The organism is Paenibacillus sp. FSL K6-2524, from assembly GCF_038005525.1.
Classification (GTDB): Bacteria; Bacillota; Bacilli; order Paenibacillales; family Paenibacillaceae; genus Fontibacillus; species Fontibacillus anaericanus.
In genome coordinates this window covers 3,790,004-3,814,655 of record NZ_JBBOSP010000001.1, presented here as the reverse complement: position 1 = coordinate 3,814,655, position 24,652 = coordinate 3,790,004, and the positions used below count along the sequence as shown (strand labels likewise).

General features: G+C 38.6%; 28 protein-coding genes. 18 read left to right on the top strand and 10 right to left on the bottom strand.

What is annotated here, in order from left to right; all coding sequences use genetic code 11:
• The first annotated feature begins 31 nt into the window (after positions 1–31).
• Both NST85_RS17475 and NST85_RS17470 read left to right on the top strand, forming a co-directional pair.
• On the top strand, positions 32–1,150 hold the full coding sequence (locus tag NST85_RS17475) for a sugar ABC transporter permease (protein ID WP_370877667.1): 1,119 nt from the start codon (positions 32–34) through the stop codon (positions 1,148–1,150).
• A 492-nt stretch (positions 1,151–1,642) separates the two neighbouring features.
• A complete protein-coding gene (locus tag NST85_RS17470; protein WP_127190669.1) occupies positions 1,643–2,416 on the top strand; it encodes a carbohydrate-binding protein in 774 nt (257 codons plus the stop codon).
• A 170-nt stretch (positions 2,417–2,586) separates the two neighbouring features.
• Here the strand turns inward: NST85_RS17470 and NST85_RS17465 are convergent, their stop codons facing one another.
• Together NST85_RS17465 and NST85_RS17460 are read right to left on the bottom strand one after the other, a co-directional pair.
• Positions 2,587–3,486: a carbohydrate kinase family protein gene (locus tag NST85_RS17465; protein WP_127190668.1), complete on the bottom strand. Its 900-nt coding sequence runs from the start codon at positions 3,484–3,486 to the stop codon at positions 2,587–2,589.
• Between the two features lie 14 nt (positions 3,487–3,500).
• Positions 3,501–4,283, bottom strand: coding sequence for a hypothetical protein (locus NST85_RS17460; protein ID WP_127190667.1), 783 nt, complete (start codon positions 4,281–4,283; stop codon positions 3,501–3,503).
• Between the two features lie 166 nt (positions 4,284–4,449).
• On the opposite strand from NST85_RS17460, the gene NST85_RS17455 reads away from it, so the two are divergent.
• Positions 4,450–5,508 (top strand): ArsR/SmtB family transcription factor, encoded by a 1,059-nt coding sequence (locus tag NST85_RS17455; RefSeq protein WP_127190666.1) that lies wholly within the window; start codon positions 4,450–4,452, stop codon positions 5,506–5,508.
• A gap of 75 nt (positions 5,509–5,583) precedes the next feature.
• Here NST85_RS17455 and NST85_RS17450 read toward each other — a convergent pair whose 3' ends face one another.
• Positions 5,584–7,452 (bottom strand): LTA synthase family protein, encoded by a 1,869-nt coding sequence (locus NST85_RS17450; RefSeq protein ID WP_341189955.1) that lies wholly within the window; start codon positions 7,450–7,452, stop codon positions 5,584–5,586.
• A gap of 230 nt (positions 7,453–7,682) precedes the next feature.
• Between NST85_RS17450 and NST85_RS17445 the strand changes: the two genes are divergently transcribed.
• From NST85_RS17445 to NST85_RS17435, 3 genes are read left to right on the top strand one after another with little or no spacing between them, the layout of a single operon-like run.
• Entirely contained in the window at positions 7,683–8,768 is a 1,086-nt protein-coding gene (locus NST85_RS17445) for a DUF3626 domain-containing protein (RefSeq protein WP_127190780.1), read from the top strand.
• 2 nt (positions 8,769–8,770) lie between these two features.
• Complete coding sequence (locus tag NST85_RS17440; RefSeq protein ID WP_170220120.1) at positions 8,771–9,595, top strand: GNAT family N-acetyltransferase; 825 nt, start codon at positions 8,771–8,773, stop codon at positions 9,593–9,595.
• A gap of 55 nt (positions 9,596–9,650) precedes the next feature.
• Positions 9,651–9,815 (top strand): hypothetical protein, encoded by a 165-nt coding sequence (locus tag NST85_RS17435; RefSeq protein WP_170220111.1) that lies wholly within the window; start codon positions 9,651–9,653, stop codon positions 9,813–9,815.
• Between the two features lie 106 nt (positions 9,816–9,921).
• On the opposite strand, the gene NST85_RS17430 is transcribed toward NST85_RS17435, so the two are convergent.
• Positions 9,922–10,626 (bottom strand): hypothetical protein, encoded by a 705-nt coding sequence (locus NST85_RS17430; RefSeq protein ID WP_127190663.1) that lies wholly within the window; start codon positions 10,624–10,626, stop codon positions 9,922–9,924.
• Positions 10,627–10,786: 160 nt separating this feature from the next.
• On the opposite strand from NST85_RS17430, the gene NST85_RS17425 reads away from it, so the two are divergent.
• Positions 10,787–11,527 carry a response regulator transcription factor gene (locus NST85_RS17425; protein WP_127190662.1) on the top strand — a complete coding sequence of 247 codons (741 nt, stop codon included), beginning with the start codon at positions 10,787–10,789 and terminating at the stop codon, positions 11,525–11,527.
• A complete protein-coding gene (locus NST85_RS17420; RefSeq protein WP_127190661.1) occupies positions 11,505–12,872 on the top strand; it encodes a sensor histidine kinase in 1,368 nt (455 codons plus the stop codon). The genes NST85_RS17425 and NST85_RS17420 overlap by 23 nt, the downstream gene beginning before the upstream one ends.
• Positions 12,873–12,941: 69 nt before the next feature.
• On the opposite strand, the gene NST85_RS17415 is transcribed toward NST85_RS17420, so the two are convergent.
• Complete coding sequence (locus tag NST85_RS17415; RefSeq protein ID WP_341189954.1) at positions 12,942–13,424, bottom strand: hypothetical protein; 483 nt, start codon at positions 13,422–13,424, stop codon at positions 12,942–12,944.
• Positions 13,425–13,812: 388 nt separating this feature from the next.
• Here NST85_RS17415 and NST85_RS17410 point away from each other — a divergent pair, with 388 nt between their 5' ends.
• Entirely contained in the window at positions 13,813–14,130 is a 318-nt protein-coding gene (locus NST85_RS17410) for a hypothetical protein (RefSeq protein WP_127190659.1), read from the top strand.
• 64 nt (positions 14,131–14,194) lie between these two features.
• Here NST85_RS17410 and NST85_RS17405 read toward each other — a convergent pair whose 3' ends face one another.
• Positions 14,195–14,602: a nuclear transport factor 2 family protein gene (locus NST85_RS17405; RefSeq protein ID WP_127190658.1), complete on the bottom strand. Its 408-nt coding sequence runs from the start codon at positions 14,600–14,602 to the stop codon at positions 14,195–14,197.
• 132 nt (positions 14,603–14,734) lie between these two features.
• On the bottom strand, positions 14,735–15,163 hold the full coding sequence (locus NST85_RS17400; RefSeq protein WP_127190657.1) for a PH domain-containing protein: 429 nt from the start codon (positions 15,161–15,163) through the stop codon (positions 14,735–14,737).
• 219 nt (positions 15,164–15,382) lie between these two features.
• Here NST85_RS17400 and NST85_RS17395 point away from each other — a divergent pair, with 219 nt between their 5' ends.
• The 5 genes from NST85_RS17395 (at position 15,383) to NST85_RS17375 (ending at position 18,722) form a co-directional block, all read left to right on the top strand.
• Positions 15,383–15,757: a hypothetical protein gene (locus NST85_RS17395; RefSeq protein WP_127190656.1), complete on the top strand. Its 375-nt coding sequence runs from the start codon at positions 15,383–15,385 to the stop codon at positions 15,755–15,757.
• A 264-nt stretch (positions 15,758–16,021) separates the two neighbouring features.
• A complete protein-coding gene (locus NST85_RS17390; RefSeq protein WP_127190655.1) occupies positions 16,022–16,615 on the top strand; it encodes a TetR/AcrR family transcriptional regulator in 594 nt (197 codons plus the stop codon).
• Positions 16,608–17,219, top strand: coding sequence for a hypothetical protein (locus NST85_RS17385; protein WP_127190654.1), 612 nt, complete (start codon positions 16,608–16,610; stop codon positions 17,217–17,219). The genes NST85_RS17390 and NST85_RS17385 overlap by 8 nt, the downstream gene beginning before the upstream one ends.
• A 211-nt stretch (positions 17,220–17,430) precedes the next feature.
• On the top strand, positions 17,431–18,168 hold the full coding sequence (locus tag NST85_RS17380; protein WP_341189953.1) for a metallophosphoesterase family protein: 738 nt from the start codon (positions 17,431–17,433) through the stop codon (positions 18,166–18,168).
• 314 nt (positions 18,169–18,482) lie between these two features.
• Positions 18,483–18,722, top strand: a complete 240-nt coding sequence (locus tag NST85_RS17375; RefSeq protein WP_127190652.1) for a hypothetical protein — start codon at positions 18,483–18,485, stop codon at positions 18,720–18,722.
• A gap of 54 nt (positions 18,723–18,776) precedes the next feature.
• Here the strand turns inward: NST85_RS17375 and NST85_RS17370 are convergent, their stop codons facing one another.
• A complete protein-coding gene (locus tag NST85_RS17370; RefSeq protein ID WP_425464315.1) occupies positions 18,777–19,109 on the bottom strand; it encodes an antibiotic biosynthesis monooxygenase family protein in 333 nt (110 codons plus the stop codon).
• A gap of 176 nt (positions 19,110–19,285) precedes the next feature.
• Here NST85_RS17370 and NST85_RS17365 point away from each other — a divergent pair, with 176 nt between their 5' ends.
• Positions 19,286–19,723 (top strand): MarR family winged helix-turn-helix transcriptional regulator, encoded by a 438-nt coding sequence (locus NST85_RS17365; protein ID WP_341189952.1) that lies wholly within the window; start codon positions 19,286–19,288, stop codon positions 19,721–19,723.
• Positions 19,724–20,003: 280 nt separating this feature from the next.
• Positions 20,004–21,380 (top strand): MATE family efflux transporter, encoded by a 1,377-nt coding sequence (locus tag NST85_RS17360; protein WP_341189951.1) that lies wholly within the window; start codon positions 20,004–20,006, stop codon positions 21,378–21,380.
• Between the two features lie 624 nt (positions 21,381–22,004).
• Here NST85_RS17360 and NST85_RS17355 read toward each other — a convergent pair.
• Positions 22,005–22,448, bottom strand: coding sequence for a VOC family protein (locus NST85_RS17355; protein WP_341189950.1), 444 nt, complete (start codon positions 22,446–22,448; stop codon positions 22,005–22,007).
• Between the two features lie 87 nt (positions 22,449–22,535).
• Between NST85_RS17355 and NST85_RS17350 the strand changes: the two genes are divergently transcribed.
• Both NST85_RS17350 and NST85_RS17345 read left to right on the top strand, forming a co-directional pair.
• Complete coding sequence (locus NST85_RS17350; protein ID WP_341189949.1) at positions 22,536–23,474, top strand: helix-turn-helix transcriptional regulator; 939 nt, start codon at positions 22,536–22,538, stop codon at positions 23,472–23,474.
• A gap of 96 nt (positions 23,475–23,570) precedes the next feature.
• The gene (locus NST85_RS17345) at positions 23,571–24,047 is read left to right on the top strand and encodes a GNAT family N-acetyltransferase (RefSeq protein WP_341189948.1); all 477 of its coding nucleotides are present in this window, start codon (positions 23,571–23,573) and stop codon (positions 24,045–24,047) included.
• Between the two features lie 257 nt (positions 24,048–24,304).
• Here NST85_RS17345 and NST85_RS17340 read toward each other — a convergent pair whose 3' ends face one another.
• On the bottom strand, positions 24,305–24,619 hold the full coding sequence (locus tag NST85_RS17340; protein ID WP_127190647.1) for a CD3324 family protein: 315 nt from the start codon (positions 24,617–24,619) through the stop codon (positions 24,305–24,307).
• Positions 24,620–24,652: the final 33 nt, after the last annotated feature.

Below are 24,652 nucleotides of genomic sequence, written 5' to 3'. Positions count from 1 at the left end.
GTTGATTGCTGTTAATATTCGAGATTATGGGATGTACATTGCTTTGTTTGTTATTATGGCGACTTTCTCAATCATGACAGATGGATTATTTATGTCATCACGGAATATTAGTAATTTGATCGATGCTACGGGTTATATCGCTGTCTTGGCAGTTGGAATGACGCTAGTTATTGTAATTCGGCATATCGATTTATCGGTCGGATTTGCGGCTGGGTTTATGGGAGCCATTGCAGCTATCCTACTTACTCAGTTTGGAGTTCCATTTTATCTCACGATACCGATTATTTTAGTGCTTGGAATTATCATCGGCTTATTTAATGGGTTCTTAGTTGCTCAAATGGGAATTCCGTCGTTTGTGGCTTCTTTAGCAGCGATGTTGATTTTCAGGGGGGCGTTACTGCAAGTCACTGAGAAAACCGGAACAATAAGTATTAAGGATGAGCATTTTAACGCAATAGGAAATGGATTTATTCCTGCTCTCGCCAAAATAGGCCAATTGAACTTGCTATCTTTGATTATCGGCGCCTTGATTATCGCCCTGTTCATCTACTTTGAGTTTTCTAAGCGGAAAAATAAACTCAAATACAATTTTGAAGTCATTTCGAACGGTATGTTTGCTGTAAAAGTGGTATTCATATCCGCCATCATAGCTTATATCACTTGGATTTTGGCAGGTTATAACGGATTTTCTTGGACGATTGTCATTGTATTGATCGTAGTTGTGATATATCATTTCTTGACGACTTCAACCGTAATTGGGCGGCATATTTATGCTGTTGGAAGTAATCCCGAAGCTGCGAATTTAAGCGGGATAAGCGTAAAGAAGATTACGTATATTGTTTTTTGCTCGATGGGAATGTTATCAGCTCTGTCAGGTCTCCTATTCACTGCGCGCTTGCAATCGGCAACAACAACTGCGGGTACATTATTTGAACTTGATGCGATTGCAGCTGCTTACGTAGGTGGCGTATCCGCTGCTGGTGGGGTTGGTAAAGTTACAGGCTCCATTATCGGAGCAATCGTAATGGCATCACTTTCTAGTGGGATGAATTTACTCGGAGTAGGAATTTCGTATCAGTATATGATACGCGGAGGCGTGTTAGCTGCTGCAGTTATCTTCGATGTTATGACACGTAAACAAAGAGCATAGATCAAGTTTTGCCCAGTTATACATAATACACCGGAGCGCATGTTAGTAGCTCTCAGGTGTATTTTTGTTTGCTCTGAGCTATCGTTTCAAGCACTATTTCCAATCATTTCCTCAGCAGTATTACAAGAAGATCGAGGGTAAATGAAAGCATCAACACTCATACTCTAGCATGTGATTCCTACAGTTGATCTTTCCAACTTCTCAAGCTGTATCCTAAGTATATAAGAATTAATACCTGCATTAGTCCTAGAAATATTGTATATCCCTCCGATAGGAATACTACTTTAATACTATTTACATAAAGTTACATAAAATATATATTATGAGAATGAAAGCAAATGATTTGCTTTCTGAATGCTTAGGGAATGAATTTTCATATGTTTGATTAGAAGGAGGGATAGAGAATCATAATTGGCGAAAATACATTCATGATCTCATCATGATAGACACAGATGTATACCGAAAATTAAATTAGAAAAAGGAGAGAATACCATGCGATCATTAAAAAAACTAGTAGTAGGATTAACATTTTTCACTCTAATTTTTGGATTAACATCTTTGGGATCTCTTATTTCGGCATCTGCTGCTGGTAATGAAGTTAGTCTTATAGATTCCCAAATAACCAGATTCTATAAGTCTGGATTTGTTGGGTTCAATGGCAATATTGAGGTTGAAAACTTAGGGCCAACGAAAGCTGTAACTGTTCATTATACAACCGATGATGTCACTTGGTATGATACAAGCGCTTCTTATGTTGGTCCCACAACAAGTTCAAAGGAGAAATGGAGATTTGAAATTTCCACTAGTAATAGTACAACGGAACATTCTGAATTGAAAGACCTCAATTTTGTTAAGTTTGCAATTAAATATGATGTAAATGGGCAAACATACTGGGATAACAATGGTTACGCTAACTATTATAATACGCCAAACAACTACTCCCCAACTAGCATTATTTTGGGTGAACCAAACTTGCTTAACTCTCATGCTTATCTGATAGGTGATACTTTCGATGGTAGTATATTTGTAAAAAATGTGAGCCCAAATAAAACAGTAAAAGTAGTATATACTACTGATAATTGGGCAACAACTCAAGAAGGATATGCATCCTATAATGGTTCTGCTAATAATTTGAATTCAGTAGAGTTTTGGAATTTTAACTTTTATGTTCCAAATGCGACAGAGGTTAAGTATGCCATTTCGCTTACAGCAGGCGGTCAAACCTATTGGGATAACAACTACGGAAATAACTTCACGGTAAACTAATACCTGTCCATTGTTAAATAAGCAGGATCACAAGCGGTATTCCGCTGGTTGATCCTGCTTTTTGCTGTTACGTCATATCACAAGAATTTGCGAAAATAGGTACTAGATCACATACAGGTGATACCAGAGGATCTATTGATATGAAATTAGAAAACTTCGCTTATAGAGTGTTAGATACTTTTTTCGTAATACTTTTCATACTCTTGTGTAACGACTTCCTCACTTAAGCTCGGGTAGGCTAATTCTTCAGATGTGATACATAAACCGGCACAAATGGTGGCCAAGCCCATACATTCCTCCAAAGATTTATTGTGCAAATATCCATACAGAAATCCAGAAAAGAAACTGTCTCCAGCGCCGTTTGCATCCTTATACGGGTAATCCGCAATAATGCTGCTATTACTCCAAACTCCGTCTTCCGTCAGGCTGGTTGCTCCTTTTTTGCCATGAGTACAAACGATCAGTTTCGTACCTTTGTGATGAAGAGTCTCCATAACGCTTCTGTAATCTTCTAAACGATCTGAGCTCATAAATATATAGTCAGCGGCCTCGATAAAATCATCATGATATCTCTCTGTACCATTATAATCATGAAGGTCCGTCCAGATCGGTTTACGATATTTCTGACACAAGCCGATCAATTCCTTGGTGTAACTGATAATATTCAGCACTACGAGATCACACTGGCTAATAAGTTCTTCAAGTTTGATCAAATCTAGGGGAGGGTGCTCGGAGGACTGCGTGACAAAGATAGATATTCGATTCCCTTCTTGATCCATTAGATTCACGTGGCGTTCTGTTCCCTTAGGATCAATGTCGTATTGAAAATTTACACCAGCCTGCTGGAGAGTCTTCGTAATTCTATGCCCATAGGGATCATCGCCAATGATGGAATGTAATACACAAGGGACGTTTAGTCTGCTTAGATTAATTGCTTTACCCGCACCGGTTGACCCTATGGTTTCATGAAAAGGAGCATAATGGATCGTTTGCGGCACGGGTTGTGGAAGCTGGGGTAAGGAAATAATGGAATCGTAGGTTGTACCACCTAAAATGAGTACGTTTAACATAATCTAGTTCCTCCTTATAATAGGGTTGCACCCAAGTGCAGAGCTAAGCCTTTGATTTCTTGGGATAGTTTGGTATTCACAGGATAAATGCTTTCTATATAAGCTAAAATGTGAAGAGCAGATTGGGGGATCTTATCATATCCCTGGAGCATCTCACTTAAATGGACGGAAAAGTCAGGAAATCTTGACTCAACTCTTCGATCATTACTATATGGATCAAGATCAAAGGGGAGTTCTGCTTTATGTAAATGTAATGTAGCGATGACTTGCCCCATGGCATATGATTCGATAAATGTTCGTGCAGACATTTTCTCTCCTCTAGCATATCTGCAAAGACCTACATATAGGTTAGTTACTGCTTCATTCAGAGGAAAGTCCAAAGAATCAGGGCGTTTGCTTGAAACCGGTTTATCTAGGGTAGCAATCTGCGGTACATAACCTGGTTCACACCAGACAATTCTACCACCATGGCAAGGAATATGATCCAATTCACTTTCTTCGAATACAGCAAATTCACCGTAAATTCCATCCTCAAACATGATCTTCCAACCTACATCTGCGTTACGAAACTGATAGGAGAGAGGGCAGACATGGTTCAACCAGTCCAGATCATTGATAAAACGGTCTTTGAAACCAGGTTTGGTAATGACAAAGAAGTCAAGATCAGAATAAGCATCCAGTCGATTTAACTCCGTTCCAACGGAGCCTAGACCTAGTAATAGCAAGGTTTGTTCCGTCTTACTTAAACTCTGTCCGATCGCATCCAGTCGATCTAGTAATTGATCCTTATTTATCATGGAATTAACCTCCCATTTTATGACTATGTAATTTGATTATATATTAGATAATCATTAAATCAATATGTATTTGATAATTATCTAATGCATTGACGAAGCATGATTGGATCAGTTATGATGAATAAGATTTTTACCAAATTCAATCAATGAATAGAGGCAGTTATTCATGAGAAATACAATTAACATCCGCATTAGTACTCCGATGGAGTTCATGAATTCATTATTTGCGTTAGGAACAGATAAAGGATTTATTGAGATGATTCGTGCATTTGATTTGGAGCCAAACGATGAAATCACAGGGATGCTTCAGAAGATGGGCAAGACACTTTCCCATTATATTCAACAAGAATTAACGTACTTTTTTGATGCGAGTGGATTGGGGTTCATTTTTTATAAATACATTATCCATAATCCCACTTTAAGTAAGGTGACTGACGTAGTAGAGAAGATCCAGCAGGATACGGCTGATGAATTTGTGTTTCGAATTATTGAAAGTGTATGTAAAAACACGTTGCCGGCGAAAGGATCACAGGCATATAAGGCTCTGCTGGGGAATAAGTCAGGGCTTTTGGAGCTGCTTGGTGTTACTAAGGTTCAGGATGAACATAGAAGAGTCAGGGTAGTTGAAGCGCTGGAGAATCCTGAAGAGATCAAACAGCGATTCACTTTGTTATTGAGTCGATTCTATGCGGTAAGTTTCGCACCTTTTGAAGCTGACATTATCCAGTGCATTGAAACGGAACAACCACGATATGAGGTTATGTTAGCGGAAACGCCAGAATTATTTATTAGGCAATTTATGAACTTGGATGATCTGAAAGATCATTCGGCGGGTTATATAATTCATTTGAGCTTCTTCAAATATGTAAGCTGTCATGCTTACTCTTCTTATAAGGAGGACATAGCGGATTGGTTTGTTGTAGGTATTTATTCTTACCTATTGTTTAGTGAATCTGTTGTATCAGAGAGACAAGCACAATTTTTCAAAGTACTATCGGATGTGAACAGAATAGGAATTATTCGTCTACTATCTGAACGCCCATGGTTTGGTCAGGAGTTAGCGGAAGCGTTGAATATTTCACCGCCAACTGTGTCCTATCATATTAGCTTTCTGCAGCAAATTGGTGTGGTTAAGTTTACAAGAACAGATAATAGATTCTACTACTTTCTTGATCGTTCTAGGTTGTTGAAGCCGCTTGAAGATTTTATGAAGTCCTTTGAGTAATGTTGAGTTATAAAAAAAACCGTCGGAGAGCATGTAGCAGCTCTCCGACGGTTTTTTTAGTAAATGCAATATTCCTTATTCCTCGCTTACTTCTCTATCAGGTAATTGTGAAACATAGCTATCTGATAAGTGAAGGAGTTCTAGCGCTCGTTCGAATTCATCTTCTGTTGCTGTGAGTGGCCTAATACCATCACCAGATAATGTATAATGTTGGCCGTCATCAAACCCGCTACCTGATAAGAAGAGCTCTTCGTTATTAACGAAGGATCCCGTTGGCAAATAATAACGTTGAGGAAGGATGTTGTAAGTCGATTGATTCAATAGGTCTTGACCAAAATGAATATGATCATCAAGTGATACACCCAATAAGTTGGACACGGTAGGCATAATATCTACCTGCCCGCCTAATTGTTCTTTCACGCTTGAAGTTGTAACACCCGTTGATGAAATGATTAATGGAATGTTAATCAACTCGCGTTCCGTATATTCGTGACCAAGAATCTCTTCCAGTAAGATGTGATCATCTTCTCCAAGTGAGAAAATAGGAAGTCCTCGATGATCGCCGTACAACACGATTAAGCTATTATCCCATACACCATTTTGTTTGAGTTCATCGATAAAGAGGCCAAGCGCATAGTCAGCGTAATTTTGTGCGCGAATATAGTTTCCGACTAACGTTCCTTCGTAACGTTCTGGGAGTACCATTTTGTATTTGTCCTCTGGAATTGTGAAAGGATTATGCGCTGACATCGAGATTACATGTGAATAGAAAGGTTGATCATTCTTATCCATTCTAGCCAGTTCCGCAGCAGTTTTCTCATATAGTACTTCATCAGACGCTCCATAGAAAACGGTATCTTCTTCACCGAAGTAACTCTTGTCATAGAAACGATTAAATCCTAATGCGATGTAAAGTTCCCCACGGTTCCAAAAATCAACTTCATTTGTATGGAACGTAGCAGTATCATAACCCTGCCCTTGAAGCAGTTTTGGTAAGCTTGGAAGCTCTTTGGGAGCGTACATCTGAGTAGCTGGGCCATCAGGTGGAACATAGAACGAAGTGTTCACCATAAATTCGGCGTCAGATGTATTGCCTTGACCAACCTGCTGATAGAAACGCGGGAAATAATAACTGCTTCCTGCCAGCTGATTCATGTTAGGTGTAATTTCTTGTCCATCAATGGTGAGATTAACTAAGAAGTTTTGGAAAGACTCCATTTGAATAATAATGAGGTTCTTTCCTTTGGCCGCTCCATATAAGTTTGGTTGATCTGAAGGCTCTATCCCCTTCGTTTGATCAATAACCGCCTGTGTAATTTCAGCAACATCAATAGGCTCTTCCTCTTGATCGGCGATCAGCGCATAGGCTTCATAATTGAGAATGCCCATCTGCTCTGCTTTAACCGTTTCATTCATACTTGCCCGGTTAGGGAAAATATTTAACGAACAGATCACGACGGAAATACAGAACAAAGAGGCAACCACTTTACGATTAGTTTGCCTTGACATCGCCCTCTTCCAATCGAGCGCCTTCTGACGTTTAAACATAACATAGCTAATAATAACGATATCCAAAAAAATGAGTATGTATTGTGGATGAAGAACTGAGAAAATACTCTTCTTTACGGCTCCAACTTGCTTGACCTGATCTAAAACTTGAGAGGTAGCAATAATTCCAAAATGATTATGATATACAATTAATGAGAAAAACAAGACGGTAATCAATAAATTGACAAGCATGTAAATCGCGAGTTTTCGCTTTGTAGCGAACCATTCAATCAAGCAGAATACGAGGAGAACAAATGGAATTTCTTTCAGCCAAGTGGTCCAAGTAGGTCCGTCTTCAAATAGAAAATACCAAGCAAAATAACTTTTTGCTAGCATGATGATTGAAAAGAATAGTATGGATTTTTTGCTGAGTGTACGAGGTACTGTTAACGACATGCTTCTGCGCATCCTTTTCCATAAGATTAGTTCATTTTATTACTAGATGACTTCGAAATCAACTAGACTTGGGGATGAAATAAAGTATCTTACGTGACTTTTTCCAGAGTTTTCTGAAAACGTTCAATTTATCAGAATATTTGCAAAAGGAGTCTCAGAGGATCATGAGGAATATAATTACACATCAATAGTATTACAAGAATGAAGAGGTGATGTTGATGAGAGACTCTATGAAATTATCTAAGTCACAATTATCGGCACTTGAGTACATTACTTTGTACGCTAAAGGTCGTAACGAAGAAGCAGAACGAACCATTCAGGAAGTTCTATACATGTCAAATATTTCAGGGGAGACCTATGAATCTGCCATTATTAAGTTGAAGTCAAACGCTAGGATCGCCTTACATTTTCATCCAGATAGATTAGATTCGAATATGAAGAGCGTTGCTGAAGGATTGCTAGAACAAGGGATGTATAAGAGTCAATTTGAAACATTAATATCTAATGGCAGTGTATCGGCGTATCCAGGTGGTGCACGTGACCTGTGGGAGAAGAGGATGTTTGGCGGAGCATATGACTTGGAAAGTATAATGAACCAACGTCCCAAGTACGGAGCGCTCCATTTGATGTTACATCCTGATGGCCCAGCTCCAAGCTTTGGGTCATGCTATTTTCTTTTAAAAACTGGAGTATCATCTCGCTCTACTTATACTTATCTGGACTCCCATCTAGAACCAAAGGAAAAAGGAACTTATGCTGAATTTAGTGATATACTAGCCGCACTGCTGAGCGATGCCTTTACAAGAGATTGCACTCTTGGCGAAAAGAATCTAACACCGCGGAGATTAATTGATCATTTACTGAATCAGCTTGATAGACCCATCTCTGATCCTTCAACTGTAATGCCTGTTCGCACGTTTAACCAATACATTGAAGCCCAGGTTCATGGTGATATTTCTCTTAAAGAAGATGTGGAAGTACTTGTTGCGGATCCTTCATTCAAGGGTACACATGTTGGGCGATTATTAGAACAAATATGCTCACAGTATTCAATTGATCTTTATTGGCATAGGGGATCCAGGTTGAGGGTAGACGAAGTTCCGGATGATTTCAGGGGGCCATCGATGCCTTCCTTGGCGAAACGTATTGCACAATCAGATTATATCGATGCAAGCATTATTGGGGCAGCAGCAGTGGATTTAAAACGAAACCCAGAATCTTGGAGTGATCGTGGAACATCTAAAGACACGCTTCAAGAACTAAAGCTCTTGTGGCATGTTGTAGTTAAATATGGAAAACCCCAGTTAGGAGAATGATTATGATAGTTCTAGAGAATAAAGACTATTACAAAGCGATAGAGCCGTTAAGTTATGTGGGTATTAATACGTTATTTGCTGAAGCGGTAGTTGAGCAACGCATTCTGGGTAAGATTTATGTTGATTCTGTCCAGGAACCAACAGCCTTTTATGTGGCACACCCTTATGGGATGTCGTTGTTATTCGGTAATTCTGACAATGAACAGTTTAATCGTGATCTATATGAATATATTAATAATCAAGAATCAAATATCCGCAAATCAGAATGGTTGCAGGTAGATCCGGCAGGAACTTGGGCTGACAAAATAGATTCCATGACGACTCAATTAAACGAACAGCAGATCATCATGAAAAATACCAGAGTCAATTTTAGTTTTAATCTAGAAACTTATCACCAAATGAAGGAACAGTTACGTCATCATGATCATGAAATCATTCAAATGACGAAGGACATGTTTTTGTCCCAAACGGGTGGAGTGATTCCTAGGTATTTTTGGCGGGATGTCGATCAGTTCCTTGCGGTAGGTATGGGTTATAGCTTGGTATGCGAAGGTGAAATCGCATCTACTGCATTTTCTGCTTTTCGGAATGAACATCAATTGGAGATCGGAATTGAGACTGCAGAAGCACATTATGGGAAGGGTTACGCGTTATCTGTATGTTCAGCCCTAATCGAATATTGCCTAGATCATCAATTGGAGCCGGTTTGGGCATGTCGATTGGATAATGAGGGTTCCTACAAACCGGCTCAAAGACTTGGTTTCGAACCAACACTAAACATTCCCTATTATCGTCTAGAATGCAGGGGAAGCATTGATTCTAACTAGTAAATTCGGGTTAAAATAGAGCATAATAAATCCGACAGAATATTAGGTGGGTGTAATGATGAGAAGTGAAGATCAAATTAAAAGCAAAATTAATGAGCTACAGATGACAATGAACAAGATGAAGACAGCAGATAATCAAGAAGTAGTAGATCAACTTCAGATAAGAATAGAAATGCTAGAATGGGTTCTGAACGCACCAACTGCGAAATATCACGTGTAATTCATTTTTACAACAACAATCCCTCCAACGTTATCGCTGGAGGGATTATTCTATTTTCATATCTCCTGAAAGTTTTAAATGCAACTGTTCTCTTTATATCTGATTCTTATTTCTTGATAGGTACTGCTGGTACTGCATTATCGGTATCCGCTGTGGAAGCTTCGTGTTCAACAATTTGCTCTTTGTATTCCTTCAGAAGTTGGTTAAGCGCTGACTTGATCATGATCCAATCTTTGGATTCTACAGCTTCTGCAAGTTCAATTTGAGCTTTGATCAAAGAAGAGAGCTGGCTGGGCACTGAACTTATAGCGGTAGCTTGTATAGTAATAGCATCACCTGTGGTTTCAGAAGCAGTTACTACTAATGAGGCTTTAATATTTTCTGCTTCAATAGCTTCCAGAGCTGATCCTTCTACTAGAGGTGTATCATTAACAGAAGGTGTGATTACAATAGACTTGTTCAAAGGAATTGCCACAATGTCTTTGTCTAGTGAAACGGCGGCAGTAGAAGCAACTAATTTCAAATCAGAAGCGAAGAATTCACCTTGTGTAACAAGCTTCTTATATTTATCCAAGGTTGACTCCCAATCGCTAACTGTTTCTGGGGCGTATTTTTTCGCTAATTCTAGTGGATCATTAAGGTTGAGACTCATCATTTTAGTTGTAGCGACTGTATCCAATTTAGTTACTTGACTAGAGATGATTTCTCTCGATTTTTGTCCTGTCTCAGCATTGGCAACAACAGGGGCTCCGATAGCTGACAGTAATAGGGCGGACATAGCAACGTGCTTGAATATCAGATTGTGCTTCATAACGTAACACTCCTTGTAATTTGGTTTGTCTTACAGTTATCAATTTACAGAATAGGTGTGGCACAATATTGGTGGATTTGTGGAAAAACAATGGCAATACACTTTCAGTGCGATCACCTTTGGTATAATCACTAAAGAGAAAACACAGGAGGTACGCTTGATGAACAAAGATTATCTCATCGCTGTCGTGGATGATGACGAGAATATACGCAATTTGATTGAAGCCTATTTGCATAAGGAGAATTACCGGACCGTAGGTTTGGCTAATGCAGAAGAAGCTTGGACATTATGGAGAACAAATCCCCCGAGTATGTGGGTTATGGATATTATGCTACCTGGAATGGACGGGTATGAATTGTGTAGACGTATCCGAAATGAAGCGGAGGTACCGATTATTATGATTTCCGCCAAAGATAATGAGGTGGATAAAATACTCGGTCTGGAACTGGGCAGTGACGATTACTTAGTCAAACCGTTCAGCCCTCGTGAACTTGTGGCTCGCATTAAACGACAACTGGAGCGATGGAGTAAAGTAAACAATCCCGAAGAAAAGGTAGTTGTAAGTGAAGCTTCGCCTACTCAGATTGACATTGGAGAACTTCAGCTCATGCTTGAGCAGAGACGCGTTATTTGGTACGGGGAAGAAGTGGATCTGACGAGTAAAGAATTTTTGATGCTGAAAGTGCTTGCTGAACATCCGAACCGTGCTTTTACAAGGGACGAGCTTCTGACATCTGTCTGGGGCGAGGATTATTTCGGCAGCGACCGCGCTGTTGATCATTTGATTAAACGGATGCGTAAAAAAATAGAACGTCTACCTGTCGAGTCGGTGTGGGGGCATGGTTATCGAATGAGATCAGTTAAGGGGGAGTCATCCAATGAAACTCACACACCAAATTAACCTTGCCTTCGGTTTGTCGCTGGCTTTGATACTTTCCATTACGGGTGTAATTATCCATTACGTGCTACTTGACCATTTCATTGGTACGCAGAAGGAAGACATGAAAACATTGGGAGCAGCAATGTCAGCCACATTAATAGAGACCAATTCCACCCCATCAAGTATAGGTGAAACTGTGGAAATGCAGTCTTCTTTGATCCCTGTTGCATATGCGGGTATTGAAGCAATCGTTTCGGATGAGCAAGGAAATATTGTTTCGGGAACATTGCCAGTAAGCGATGCGATCTCAATTGAGGCGATACCCCTGCAAGGTTCGATAACCGCTTCTACCAGTCTGCAGAGTATTTGGGACGGCAATGATAGCCAATATCTTGTAGAGGTAAAATCAATACCGCAAGGGAAGCTCACGTTATTTACACCGATGAGCAAGATTAAATCTATTGAGCGGGCGCTGCTAGGTCGACTGATTCTTGTGTTTGTCGCAGTCGGAGCTATTATGTTCCTTCTCAGCTTGTTTATTACTAAGAAACTAATTCAACCGTTAATGAACTTAAGAGAAGAGTTAAAGAAAGTAAAGGATCGACAGTTTACTGATGTGAAGTTGATTCAAGCCAGCGGAGAAATAGGAGCCGTTGCGCAAACCGTATTTGAAATGGCGGACGAACTCAACAAGTTCAATCTGGTGCAGAAGCAATTTTTTCAGAATGCGTCACATGAACTAAAGACTCCGCTAATGTCGATCTCGGGATATGCAGAAGGAATTAGGGACGGAATTTTCGAAGGAGAGAACATTCGCAAGGGATTAGATATTATATTAAATGAAAGTGGTAGATTAGGAAAAATCGTAACTGAAATGACGTTACTTGCGAAACTGGACAGTGAAGAGGATATTTTCCAGCCCACTAGGGTGCGTCTAAAGGATCTGTTGACGGAAACGGTTGAACGCGTTAATCCAATGTTGGTGAAAAAGGGACTTAGCCTACACATCAACTGCCCGCAAGACGAAGAGTTGATTATTATGGCAGACAAAGATAAGATACTGCAAGCATTATTGAATGTAGTAACTAATGCCGCAAGATACGCGAATGAACATATTTATGTCACCGCAAGTATTGATAATGGGCGTACTAAATTAACCGTATCGGATGATGGGCCGGGTATTCCGGAGGAAATACTTACTACTCTGTTCCACCGATTTGTCAAAGGCAAGGATGGTGAGTCTGGACTTGGACTCGCCATCGCCCGGGCAATTGTTGAGCGTTGTGGGGGCCTGATTCAGGCAGATAACCGTAAGGAAGGTGGAGCCGTAATTTCATTTGGCTTCCCTGTTGTATGTCATAAGTGACTCAGTGAGTTTTATTATAAAGAGAAAAGGACATTTCCGGTAATGGGGCCGGGAATGTCCTTTTTTTGCCTACATGAATAATGATTTTATCGCGAGCACAACGGATCCAATCATGACGAGAACTCCGCCTACCTTACACATGAAATAATAAAAGTCGCTTGGCTCAGCATCATTCACCCAAATCCAGCGTAGCGAGAGAAGAAACTGGAAGTTTTGAAATTTCTCATATCGGAATCCACACCAACCGTAAATTAGGAGGAAGAAAGATAAGATAAAGAAGGGAAGACTACCTTGTTTAGTATGGTACTCAGGATAAGCAGCGACAACGAGTTCGCTAGGATAGTATTCCTCGTCGCCTTCTTGGAGAATCCTTTCACCGTTAACGTATAAAGATATCTCTGGGACGTATTCCTTCTTTTCGTCATAAGCCATAAAAAATCCGGATTGATCAACAACTTCATATGTATGTCCACTTGGGTAACTTACCTCAAATGTATTGCCGGCTACACTTTTATAATTAAGAATAGAATATTCCTCATTATTGATCGACACTTTCCTGTTCTGGTCATTGATACTGACTTCGACGGACGGGGCATCTGATCTGGCGTGGTATTTTACCATATTATTATGTGCATTCTCTTGTTTGTACTTATGTTGGTTTATATAAAATATGGATTCAGAGAAATAAGTATTGGCTAAAATAGTAATGAGAACTGTCGAAATTATGATACAGAGTATGATTAACACAATGCTAATTTTGTTTCTTTTGGATAACTCCAAATTTACAATAGCGGTTCATCCTTTCGACTGTAGTATAGTTTATACGCTAAACGCAGGGGGATAGTTGCATACAATTCTACCCTGCACCACCAACCACTACATGTTATGATTAGCGTGCTGGGATGAGTCGACTTTTCAAAACTTTCGTGGAGGGATCAAATTGTCTAGACTGTTAATTGTGATGGGGCAAATATTCATGGTGTCTGGAGTTGTATTGGGTATTGTGCTCGGGATTCTAGTCGATGGGTTTCATTGGATACCTACCTTATCATGGTGGATCAGTGGGGCTATTTCGGGTATCTTATTTATTGCCCTTGGGATGATGCTGGAGTTGCTAGAAGAAAACAATGAGTTCCTGAGAGAAATACTACATAGAACAAACGTTGAAACGCCAACACCCCCGATGACAAAATCACGGGGAAATTCCAAATCGTCTTTGAGTTCACTAAGTGGGTATAAAATGAGCTCGCACGAGTAAACAAGCAAATGACCGTTCTGGTGATCAGCCAGGCGGTCATTTTCATAGGTATCTATTAACAGGGTTAAGATACTTCAATATTGTACGAAGTAATTTCTTTGATTTTTGCATTTTTTGCTGAACTGCTGAAAATATATACATCACAAAAAGCGTAACTTAGGTTCTCAAATCTTAAAATACCGTGAGCTGCACCCGTGTTACCGTGCGTTAAGATGTTAGTGATCTCGAGTTCTATAGCCCCTATATTGTTCATTTGCTTCAGCTCTTCGGCAAAATTAGATCTCCCTTGGATAACTTTATCACCGATGAGATTCCATTTCACATTATCCGTGATATTCTCGAGGATAAAGCCTATATCGTTTCTAGCAAAGGCTATGTTGAAATCCTTAAGTAATTGTTTCTTTGGTGCGTTTCCACAATCTTCAGCACATATGATTTGAATTTCTCTTATGTCGGACTTATTATGATCCATATTTCCCACGCCCCTTTTATTATAGAAATCCTAGGTCGTTTCATTTTAGCATAGGATCAAAATAATAAACAAAACGATATCCCCGCCAGTATTCTGGAGAGGGACATCGTTATGTCTGGATAGCTATTAAGATTAGGAGTTCAGGCGTTTGAGATTCTCATTGGCAATACTGAGCAATGCCGAATATAGTGGCTGTACATTGAATTTCTTCCCGAATTCAAACTTGTAGGCAGCAGTCTGTAAATTGTTGCTCTTGTGATAGGGTGAGGTAATGTAGTGAAGGGTGACTTCACAATCATCGAAGCCGGTGCCTCCCGTTTCCATAGCAACCTCATAAATCGAGTTAAGGTGGATTGATGCAACACGAGTCTTTTTCCCAGTAACTCCTTGGTGGTCAATTAGAATTAATCTGTCATCCGTAATTATGAACGCGTCGCGGATCAGTTTGAAGCCCATGTGAATTTGTTCATCGGGCATAAGATAAGCCCCGTAGTGGCTCTTTAATTCGGGAATGGACACTTCTGAATAATTTCCCATCAAGCCGCTAAACAAGTTAGCCATCGTTTTCCCTCCTGATTGTAATATCACCCTAATGTTCAATTTACTTTTGGTACTACTCATTTGATATTCTTTGAAAGTAAGGATTATTCGGCTTTTTTTATGTTCTTTATCTAGTAAGCGAGTTCCTAAAAAAAAGACTATTATACGGGTGGATTTGTCGGATTCCATTCTTTGAATTTAGTAATAAACTATATCAACCTTTGAAAAGGAGTGATATATTTGGCAAACAGTGATGTACGTCTTACACTTTGGTCCGGCAACAATTTTTCAGTTCGAAGAATCATTTTTAGACGTGGAGGAGTTGCGGTTCGTGATCTGGGAGCGTTTCGGTTTAACAACGTTCTCTCGAGTTTCCGACTCAGAAATGTGGTTCAAAGCTCTGAAGTAACGCTAGTACTTTTTTCGGGAATTAACTTTCAGGGAACATTCCGTGTATTCCGTGGGAGCCAAAGCGTGGCGAACTTGAGTAATTTTAACTTCAACAATGTCACATCTTCGTTCATTTTGGTAGGCCGCAATCTTACGAATAATGAAATTTCCCAAATTCAAAGCAGTGGTAGACCGCCACGGGACATCCTCGTCATAAGACAATAATGCTTGCTAGAAGGTGCCATGGAGATAGTTATTTAAGTCTCAGTATTGTGGAATATGTAATCTGAGATGGTAGGATCGAATGAACAACTAAAATAGCAACTCGTTCCTCGTCAGAGGGGTGAGTTGCTTTTTCTCTATTAACCATGTGTAGCTGATGAGGTTACAAAGAAGGAATGTAAAATTTTGTATTGACCTCATTGGTGATACAGTACATAATAAAACTGAACATCGTTCAGAACGTCATTCAGTTTGTGGGAGGGGTTTGTGATTAAGAAGTCTGACGAGGCTAAGCAAGCGATTATTAGAGCCACCACAGATTTGATCATGCAGAGTAACGGAAATATGGATGAAATCACTACAAGGATGATCGCAGAAAAGGCCGGTGTTGGTGTTGGGTTAATTAACTACCACTTTCAGACCAAAGATAACCTGGTTGAAGTGTGTGTACAGAAAATTATTGATGATGTAACAGACAACTTCAGACCCCAGCTGAATTCAAACTTAAATACTAACGAACGCTTGAAAAGTGTGGTGAAAATGGTAGCGGATTTCTTAATGGGAAATCAAGCATTGTCCAGAATTTCAATTTTGGCCGATCAAGCTCGTCCCGCTGTAAATGACAATACAATGAAGACGATAAAAGGTCTTACTGCAGTCATAGTAAATAGTGATGGTGTTCTCAGAAAGAGTGATAAATTTTCGGCATTTGCTCTAACATCAGTACTTCAGTCTGCTTTTTTGAGGAAAGACATGACTACAGAGATTTGTGGGTATGATTTCAACATGAAAGAGCAACGTGATTCGTTTATTGATCTGATGGTGGACAAACTATTTGGGAGTGGTGATACAAATGAATAGAAAACTAGGGCTATATTCATCTGCTGTAGCTGCACTATGTATCATCCTATTTCTGATTGGGCTCTTCTTAAAAAATGATCTATTGAACTACAGTACTTGCCTCATTTTGAGCTGGGCCTATGTTCTGACATGCTGTTCATACGCCAGTTATGCGACAAAGGATAGAAGAGCTCTTGCTTTCGGAGGAGTGGCCATCGCCGTGATTTATTCTGTTTTTACAAATTTGGTTTACTATACTCAGCTAACTACGGTGGCTTATGCAACAGCTGATCATGTTGTCCTGGATGCAATTTCGTTCACATCTGGTAGCTGGTTATTCGGGTTTGACATCATGGGGTATGGGTTGATGGGCTTATCGACATTTTTGATCGGGCTTACAATAAAGGTGGTCAATAAGAAGGATCGTATCATGAAAGCAATGATGTTAATTCACGGTGTGTTTTTTCCAATTTGTGTGCTCATGCCAATGCTTAATATTTTCAAAGCAGGTGGGGATGACAACTCGGGAATTATTGCGCTACAATTTTGGTGCCTTTATTTTATACCGATTATGATTTTGTCTGCTATACACTTTTATCGGCTGAAAGAAGAGGCTTCAGTTTGAATTGAGACAGACGTAATGCCACACTGACTCGAAGGTTAATCAGCATACAAAGGTAACTCTTACCAATCGGGGTTACCTTTTTCAGTCTTATTAACGAAATCACGTAATGTAAAAGTTGTGTACAGCAACCTTACAAATAAGTATTATAAATCTATTAAGATTGGAATATTGATCTTGGTCATGGGTAGGAGGGATTATAATCAGAACTTTAGTGATTAGCGACATACATGGCTGTTATGATGAGTTTAATGCATTGCTAAAAAATGTGGATTATAAGCCCGAGCAAGATAAACTTATATTAGTAGGGGATTATGTTGATAGAGGTTTAAAGAGCAAAGATGTAGTAAAGCAAGTGAAATCGTTAGTAGAAGAGTGGGGTGTCATCGCTCTTAGAGGCAATCATGATCAGATGATGGTGGATGCACTTGACAAGGAAAATGAAGAAGATGATGCACGGTGGATAAGAAATGGGGCTTTTCAAACCGTTGAGAGTTATAGTAATCTAGATCTTTCCGATGAAAGCTCTGGAAGGGACTTATATATAGAAGGAAAAGAATTTATTAAGAATAATTATCCCCATCATCTAGAATTTCTGAAATCGTTACCTCTGTATTATGAAACGGATCGTCATATTTTTGTGCATGCTGGAATTAATCCAGAACATGAGAATTGGAAAGAAAGTCAATCATTACGCGATTTTATTTGGATAAGAGATTCATTCTTTAATCATGCAACCAAATTAGATAAGAAAGTTGTATTCGGTCATACTCCCGCAGTTAATCTTCATGAGTCGGCAGATGTTTGGTTTAGTCCAATCGGAGACAAAATAGGCATTGATGGTGGCTGTGTGTTTGGTTATAAATTAAACTGCTTAGAGATCAGTGAAGAGGGAGATTATAAGACTTATTTTGTGAAGAAGAATGAGGAAGAAATTTCGGATCATAAATAAGGCTATAAACCATAATCAGTGCTTGCAAAGGCAGATCAGAGCGGAGAGGGCGGAATTGTCCTGAAGAAGCGGAGCGTTCGGCTAAAAGCTTTCCAGAGGAAAGCTACTTCGGAAGCATATGCTTTGCCTCCAAATTTATACCACTATAGCTATATAATCAAACAAATTTGGAGGCAACAGCGATCGTAAGGATAATCCGTCCGCGTAGCGGTCATCGATCTACACTATACATTTTTTCAATCATTGACTTTGGTGCTAAGCCATAATGATTAATGAATAATTCAATATTTCAACTACTACTAGGAGGAACACATATGGCTAAAATTTATTCACGCACATTAATTGAGAATATAAAACTTGAGATGATAAATAGATTGGGATTGAAACAGGTTTATTTTAAGGAACAAATCGGTGATGACTTGATTTTTGAAGCGACGGGGTTTGATAGAGGGACACAGCATCGGTTTTGTCTGAGATCTAAGACGGGGACGATCGATGAATTTGTTGCTGGGAAATGGATGAAAGTACGAGGTTTTACGATTAATAGCAAGTAGAATCTCAATAAAGAATATTACAATGAAAAATCCCCCGCAAAGGGGGAGAAACTATTATTGCCCGCTCGAAGAATATTCTCTTTCGACCTTACAGATCTTGACGGAGTAATTTTCGTACCATTCTTGTTTGCCTTTCTCTTGAGCAACCAGGTGCGATTGATTCTTCTTCCAGTTACTTATTGCCTCTAAGCTATCCCAATAGGAAATGGTAATGCCAGATCCTGAATCATCCCTTACACTTTCTACTCCTAAAAAGCCGGGTTGCTGGGATGCAAGTTTATCCATTTTGTCAGCCATTGTGCTATAACCTTGGTCCCCTGAAGTACGTTGACTTGAAAAAATGACTGCGTAACAAGATCTCTTTGTTCCATGTACCAATTTTTCCAAAGTGTTAATCTCCTTTTAAGTTCAAACTATGTACCTAGATTGATTATATCTCTATAACATAGGTGATTAAAGGTGAATTAAAGAATTGAATTAGAAAGTATGAATCAAGTTGACATGGAAATTAACATCACTTATTATTAGTTAGAAATCTAACGATTGCGAGGTTGCTGATGGATATGGAAAATACTCTGCAGTATCAGGTGCGTGCCATTGGTCATAAAACAAAGAACTATGCAGATAGAAAGCTAGAGGCATATGGTTTGACGTTCGAACAAGCTAAACTGCTTGAATATGTGCACCATCATGAAGAGAAGGGTGTTTCGCAGAAGGATCTAGAACGAGCATTTAATCGTAAAGGTTCTTCCATCAGTAGTATCGTATATAATCTGGAGAAGAATGGGTTTATTGAGCGAAAGACCGATGTGAAGGATGAGCGCAGAAAAATTATTAGCCTGCAAGAAAAAGGGAGAGTTCTTATCGAAGATTTTGATACTTTCTTCGCTCAAATGGAGAACGTTATGATGAAGGGATTAAGCGATGAAGACCAGGAAAAGTTATTTGCGCTGCTCAAAACGGTCAATTTAAATCTTGATGAACAAACAAATTTAATGTAATAAACTCATCTATTTCGATATTTAGTTAGATATCTAACTATATGTCGAACGATCCGGAGATTCCTTTCAAGAAAAGTTGATATCCAGTTTAAATTCAGTTTATAAAGAGCGATTATATTGTAGATGCACGAAGGAAAAGGAGGGTATTGGAAACTGATATGAGGAGTGGACGACGATCAACATGTATTCTTGTGAAATAAGTTAGATATCTAACATAATTTAGTTAGAAGTCTAATTAATAAAGCTTAGCAACAATTTATTTTTGAAAGTAGGGATAAACATGGAACAGGCCATGACTGAATCAAACGAAAATATTTATTATTTTGAAAAAGCTCCTATCCACAAAACAATTGCTCATTTTAGTATTCCTATGATTTTAGGGATGTCAGCAAGTGTCATCTATTCCCTGATAAATGCGTATTTCATCGGGTTTCTGCATAACTCTGAGATGTTAACGGCGATCACGCTCGCCTTTCCGATTATTGGGATCCTTATGTCATTTGGTAATCTGATCGGTGTAGGTGGGGGGACTTATATATCTCGGCTTTTAGGGGAGAAGGATTATAAAAGTGTGAAGCAAGTTTCTGCTTTTTCCTTCTATGGTACTCTCCTCTTAGGCATCGTTATATGTCTGATTAGTATTCCGTTTATTAGTACCATCGTAAATGGATTAGGTGCTAGTGCGACCTCCTTTCTCTATACAAAGGATTATGTAACCATTCTGCTCATCGGAGCACCTATTATTATGATAAATTTCGCGCTGGAACAAACAGTTAGATCCGAAGGGGCAGCGAAAGTATCTATGTATGGCATGATATTAAGTGTGATTATGAATATCCTATTGGATGCCATCTTTATTTTTGGGCTTGACTGGGGGATGAAAGGAATTGCCGCCGCCACTATAATTTCTAACCTCGTAGCTGCCCTGTATTATATGCAGTTCATTCATCGTAAAAGCACATTTTTAACGTTGTCTTGGAAGGCATGTCGGGTAACTTTGGTTATGATTCGTAACATCCTAGGCGTCGGTATTCCAGTCTTTTTACTCAGTGTGTTTATGTCCATAACCGCTTTATTCTTTAACCATTTTCTCGCCATTTATGGAGATACATCTGTAGCTGCTTATGGAATATCTTCTCGGCTTATGCAAATTCCCGATTTTATCATTATGGGACTAAGTGAGGGTGTTGTCCCCGTGATTGCTTATTGTTTTACCTCAAATAAGAAACGTATGAAACAAATTATTCTGTTCACTTCAGCTGTTATTATTGTCATCGCTGCGTTGAGTAGCTCGATCTTGTTCTCCATATCCAATCATTTCGTCGGGATGTTTACGATTGATCCTGAGTTGATCGCGATCGGTAGTTTCATTCTAAAAGTAACCGTCTTCTCATTATTCTTGACGGGATTCACCTTCTTAATCAGTGGTATCTTTCAGGCTACGGGACAGGGCATAGCTGCGCTCGCTATGGCTGTTGCACAGGGAAGTATCCTCATTCCAACATTGTTTGTAATGAAGCATTATTTTCAGTTCCATGGTGTAATATGGTCCTTAGTTATTGCAGATTTCATGGCCTTAACGGTCGGTAGTGTGCTCATCTACTTGTTGCGGAAAAGACTTAATGTTACGCCAGAGATAGAAGTAGCAGAAGGATGAAATGCAGGAATACCAGCCATTTAACAAAAATAAAAACGCCCAAACAAAATTGTTCGGGCGTCGTGAATTCAAACACTCACTGTTTTATGTTGACATCTCTTGCATACCGTCAGTTTAGTGCCATTTTCTGTTAGAAGTGTATATAGTAGTTTGATGCGCTTTGTTTTACAAACAGGGCATGTTCCTCTTCCTCTGGAAGGTAATTTACTTAATGCTTTTCCTCTATGATTTTTTGACATATAAATTAGCTCCTTCTATACAATTATTTGTGCCTACTAAGTTTATGTAGATTATTTTTTGAATAGACTTACTACGCGAACAAAAAAAGGCTCAAAACTAAAATCAGCGGTTGTTTGACCCTATAGTGGGAAGCAGCGTTACGTTTTGGAGGATGTTGCCATCACAGTTAAAGGAGGATTTCTTGAATTGGACATTATAGGGTAGAAATCCTCCTTTAAAGGTGAACGCTTCGCTTGTTCACATTCCTCCAAAACTCCACTGTTGTATTCGTCTTTGTCAAACACTGATTTTTAGATTGAACCCTAAAAAAGCCCAAACAAGAATGTTTGGGCTTCTGTAACATCAAATTCACTTTAATACTCTGAAATCTCTTGCTAACAGTAATTAAAATTCATGTACGGTTACACAAAGTTGAATAATTACTCCAAATGGATCTCGGACAATGGCATATCCTGGACTAAATATATTGGCTTCATAAGGTACTAATATGGTGACTCTTTCATGTTGTATAAGTGAGTCGTAGAGATTTTTAATAACGATTTTGTCTTGAGACTGAATACATAAAGATGAACTATTACCTAGTTGCCAAGGCATTGTAGAGTCCATTGATTCCTCGGCAAGCATTAGCTTATTCGTACCGATTTGTAAAACGGAATGTGTAATATACTCCTCTTGACCTTCTTCATAAATAAAATTAGGATTCATTTCTTTCATCTCTTTATAGTTTTTCTTAAAAAGAACAGTCGCTCCTAAATATTTCTTATAAAACTCAATAGCAGCGGCGCCTTGACCATTCAACGATAGAAATGGAATTACTTCAAAATTCATTTTATTGCCTCCCAAATAAATTTTTATTACACTAACAAGTATATAGAATAAAGGTGACAAAAATGGGCACCATTAAGAGGTCTTTTTATGAAAAAATCAGAACGTTTAAATCAAATGCTACGTTTTATCAATCAAAAACAACGGTTTACGTTGCAAGATTTAATGCGGGAATTTCATATTTCTAAAAGAACTGCATTACGAGACATTTCTTCGCTAGAGGAGATTGGTGCACCCATTTATGTGGAATACGGTCGGTATGGAGGTTATTATCTACTAAATCAAATGACATTACCCCCGATTTCTTTTAACAGCCAAGAAATTTATGCGCTTTATTTTGCAATTCAGGCACTAAGCAGCTTTTCAGATCTACCTTTTCAAGTATCGTTTCATTCAATCCATGAGAAATTTATAAACGCATTAGCAGAAAAACAACGTGAACATATTGAAAGAATTAAGGACCGGGTAATCTTTCGAAACACAGAGCAAATCAAAGAAAGTGAACATTTAGAAACTTTATTGCTCGCTGCTATTAAAAATGAAGTGTTAAATATCAGTTATCAAACACCTCAACGAGAAGGAACTCGTAGCATTCAGCCAATCGCTATTTATGCAATGAAAGGATACTGGTACTGTCAGGCTTATGATGTAACTAAACAAGCTTATCGCGTTTTTCGCTGTGATCGCATTACTTCTGTGGAAATAACGGACATCGAACCAATAATTGACTTACAGGAGATTCACGTTCACAATGCGCATTCGCTCTGGAAACCTTCTGAAAAGGCTGTTGAATTCAAGTGTTTAATAGATCAAGATGGGGTAGAGCATTTTCAACAGCAACAGTTCCCATCTATGGAGCTAATCACCGAGAATAAAAGTAACTATATTGTTGGTTGGTATGAGCCAAATGAACTTGAGTTTATAGTTAAATATCTTGTTAGCTTTGGTAAGTCCATAAACATAATAGAACCTGCTATCTTAAAGGAACATTTAAGAAAGTACTATAAAGATGTACTGGATAATTTATAGAACATGAGCTTGAGAATAGTAGAAAGTTGTTCTCAGTGAATATTATCTATGCTACACTCGGATTATCATTTTTTTCCAACAAAAGGGGCTGTCCAGATGACGACATATACACTTAGAACAAGAACAATAGAAGATGTACAAGAATTTATTAATTGGACTTTCGAAGGGATATACTCATTTTATGATAATAATATTCAGGAAGAGAAAATCGCAGGATTCTACAATAGTGTTGATTCAGAAAGAGCATTTTCTGTAATAAATGAACATGATGAGTTAATAGGAAATTGTGAGTTTTATGATGTTGGTGACGATGGAGAAGGGATTTTAGCAGTAGGTGTTCAGATGAAACCCTCACTAACAGGAAAAGGAACGGGTTTTGATTTTGTTAACACTATTCTTGAACAAGGAAGAGTTGAATTAAAATATAATTATTTAGAATTAGCGGTTGTGGATTTTAATCAACGGGCTATGAGATTATATGAAAATGTAGGATTTAGAAAGATTGGAGAATTTGAAAATAACATACGAGGCAATACATATCAGTTTATAAAAATGGCTAAAGATTGGGCGTAAGACATCAATTTTTCCTTTATAGAGTAATGAACAGATAATAAGAATCTCAGACTAATCCCAAATATAAAAACGCCCAAACATCAATGTTCGGGCGTCTGTAACATCAAATATTTACTGTTTTATAACGACATCTCTTGCATACAGTTAATCTATCACCATTTTGAGTCATAAGTGTATATAATACTTTGATGCGCGTTGCCTTACAAACAGGACATGTTCCTCTTCCTCTGGAAGGTAAGTGATATAGTCCTTTACCTCTAAAATTCTTCGACATTTAAATCTCCTTCTATGCAGTTTTTTGCAATTTTCAAGTTTTTGTAGACAATCTTCCGAATGGACTCACTGCTCAAACAGAAGAGTTCTGATAATTCATCAATACTTAATCCATCTTTGTGCTTTTTTGAAATCTCATTATTTCGGAAAGTGATCTCCTGTCTTGAACCACTTTTCTTACCCCAATCGGTTCTCACATTTTCCAATTGCGGAATATATACTCTCTCGCCATGAACATAGTTTTGAATCTCTCTTAACAATTCGGGAGGAAATATATCTTTAGCATTTTTATAATTCAATAAATAGACCTCCATTAGTGCTAATAAAAGGAT

Coding starts and splice junctions, on each gene's coding strand:
- NST85_RS17425 (WP_127190662.1), top strand. CDS start 10,787: ATGAACAAAGATTATCTCATCGCTGTCGTGGATGATGACGAGAATATA.
- NST85_RS17420 (WP_127190661.1), top strand. CDS start 11,505: ATGAAACTCACACACCAAATTAACCTTGCCTTCGGTTTGTCGCTGGCT.
- NST85_RS17470 (WP_127190669.1), top strand. CDS start 1,643: ATGCGATCATTAAAAAAACTAGTAGTAGGATTAACATTTTTCACTCTA.
- NST85_RS17350 (WP_341189949.1), top strand. CDS start 22,536: ATGAAAAAATCAGAACGTTTAAATCAAATGCTACGTTTTATCAATCAA.
- NST85_RS17400 (WP_127190657.1), bottom strand. CDS start 15,163: ATGGCTAACTTGTTTAGCGGCTTGATGGGAAATTATTCAGAAGTGTCC.
- NST85_RS17450 (WP_341189955.1), bottom strand. CDS start 7,452: ATGTCGTTAACAGTACCTCGTACACTCAGCAAAAAATCCATACTATTC.
- NST85_RS17460 (WP_127190667.1), bottom strand. CDS start 4,283: ATGATAAATAAGGATCAATTACTAGATCGACTGGATGCGATCGGACAG.
- NST85_RS17355 (WP_341189950.1), bottom strand. CDS start 22,448: ATGAATTTTGAAGTAATTCCATTTCTATCGTTGAATGGTCAAGGCGCC.
- NST85_RS17430 (WP_127190663.1), bottom strand. CDS start 10,626: ATGAAGCACAATCTGATATTCAAGCACGTTGCTATGTCCGCCCTATTA.
- NST85_RS17475 (WP_370877667.1), top strand. CDS start 32: ATGTACATTGCTTTGTTTGTTATTATGGCGACTTTCTCAATCATGACA.
- NST85_RS17455 (WP_127190666.1), top strand. CDS start 4,450: ATGAGAAATACAATTAACATCCGCATTAGTACTCCGATGGAGTTCATG.
- NST85_RS17385 (WP_127190654.1), top strand. CDS start 16,608: ATGAATAGAAAACTAGGGCTATATTCATCTGCTGTAGCTGCACTATGT.
- NST85_RS17360 (WP_341189951.1), top strand. CDS start 20,004: ATGGAACAGGCCATGACTGAATCAAACGAAAATATTTATTATTTTGAA.
- NST85_RS17375 (WP_127190652.1), top strand. CDS start 18,483: ATGGCTAAAATTTATTCACGCACATTAATTGAGAATATAAAACTTGAG.
- NST85_RS17365 (WP_341189952.1), top strand. CDS start 19,286: ATGGAAAATACTCTGCAGTATCAGGTGCGTGCCATTGGTCATAAAACA.
- NST85_RS17405 (WP_127190658.1), bottom strand. CDS start 14,602: ATGGATCATAATAAGTCCGACATAAGAGAAATTCAAATCATATGTGCT.
- NST85_RS17440 (WP_170220120.1), top strand. CDS start 8,771: ATGATAGTTCTAGAGAATAAAGACTATTACAAAGCGATAGAGCCGTTA.
- NST85_RS17345 (WP_341189948.1), top strand. CDS start 23,571: ATGACGACATATACACTTAGAACAAGAACAATAGAAGATGTACAAGAA.
- NST85_RS17445 (WP_127190780.1), top strand. CDS start 7,683: ATGAAATTATCTAAGTCACAATTATCGGCACTTGAGTACATTACTTTG.
- NST85_RS17465 (WP_127190668.1), bottom strand. CDS start 3,486: ATGTTAAACGTACTCATTTTAGGTGGTACAACCTACGATTCCATTATT.
- NST85_RS17435 (WP_170220111.1), top strand. CDS start 9,651: ATGATGAGAAGTGAAGATCAAATTAAAAGCAAAATTAATGAGCTACAG.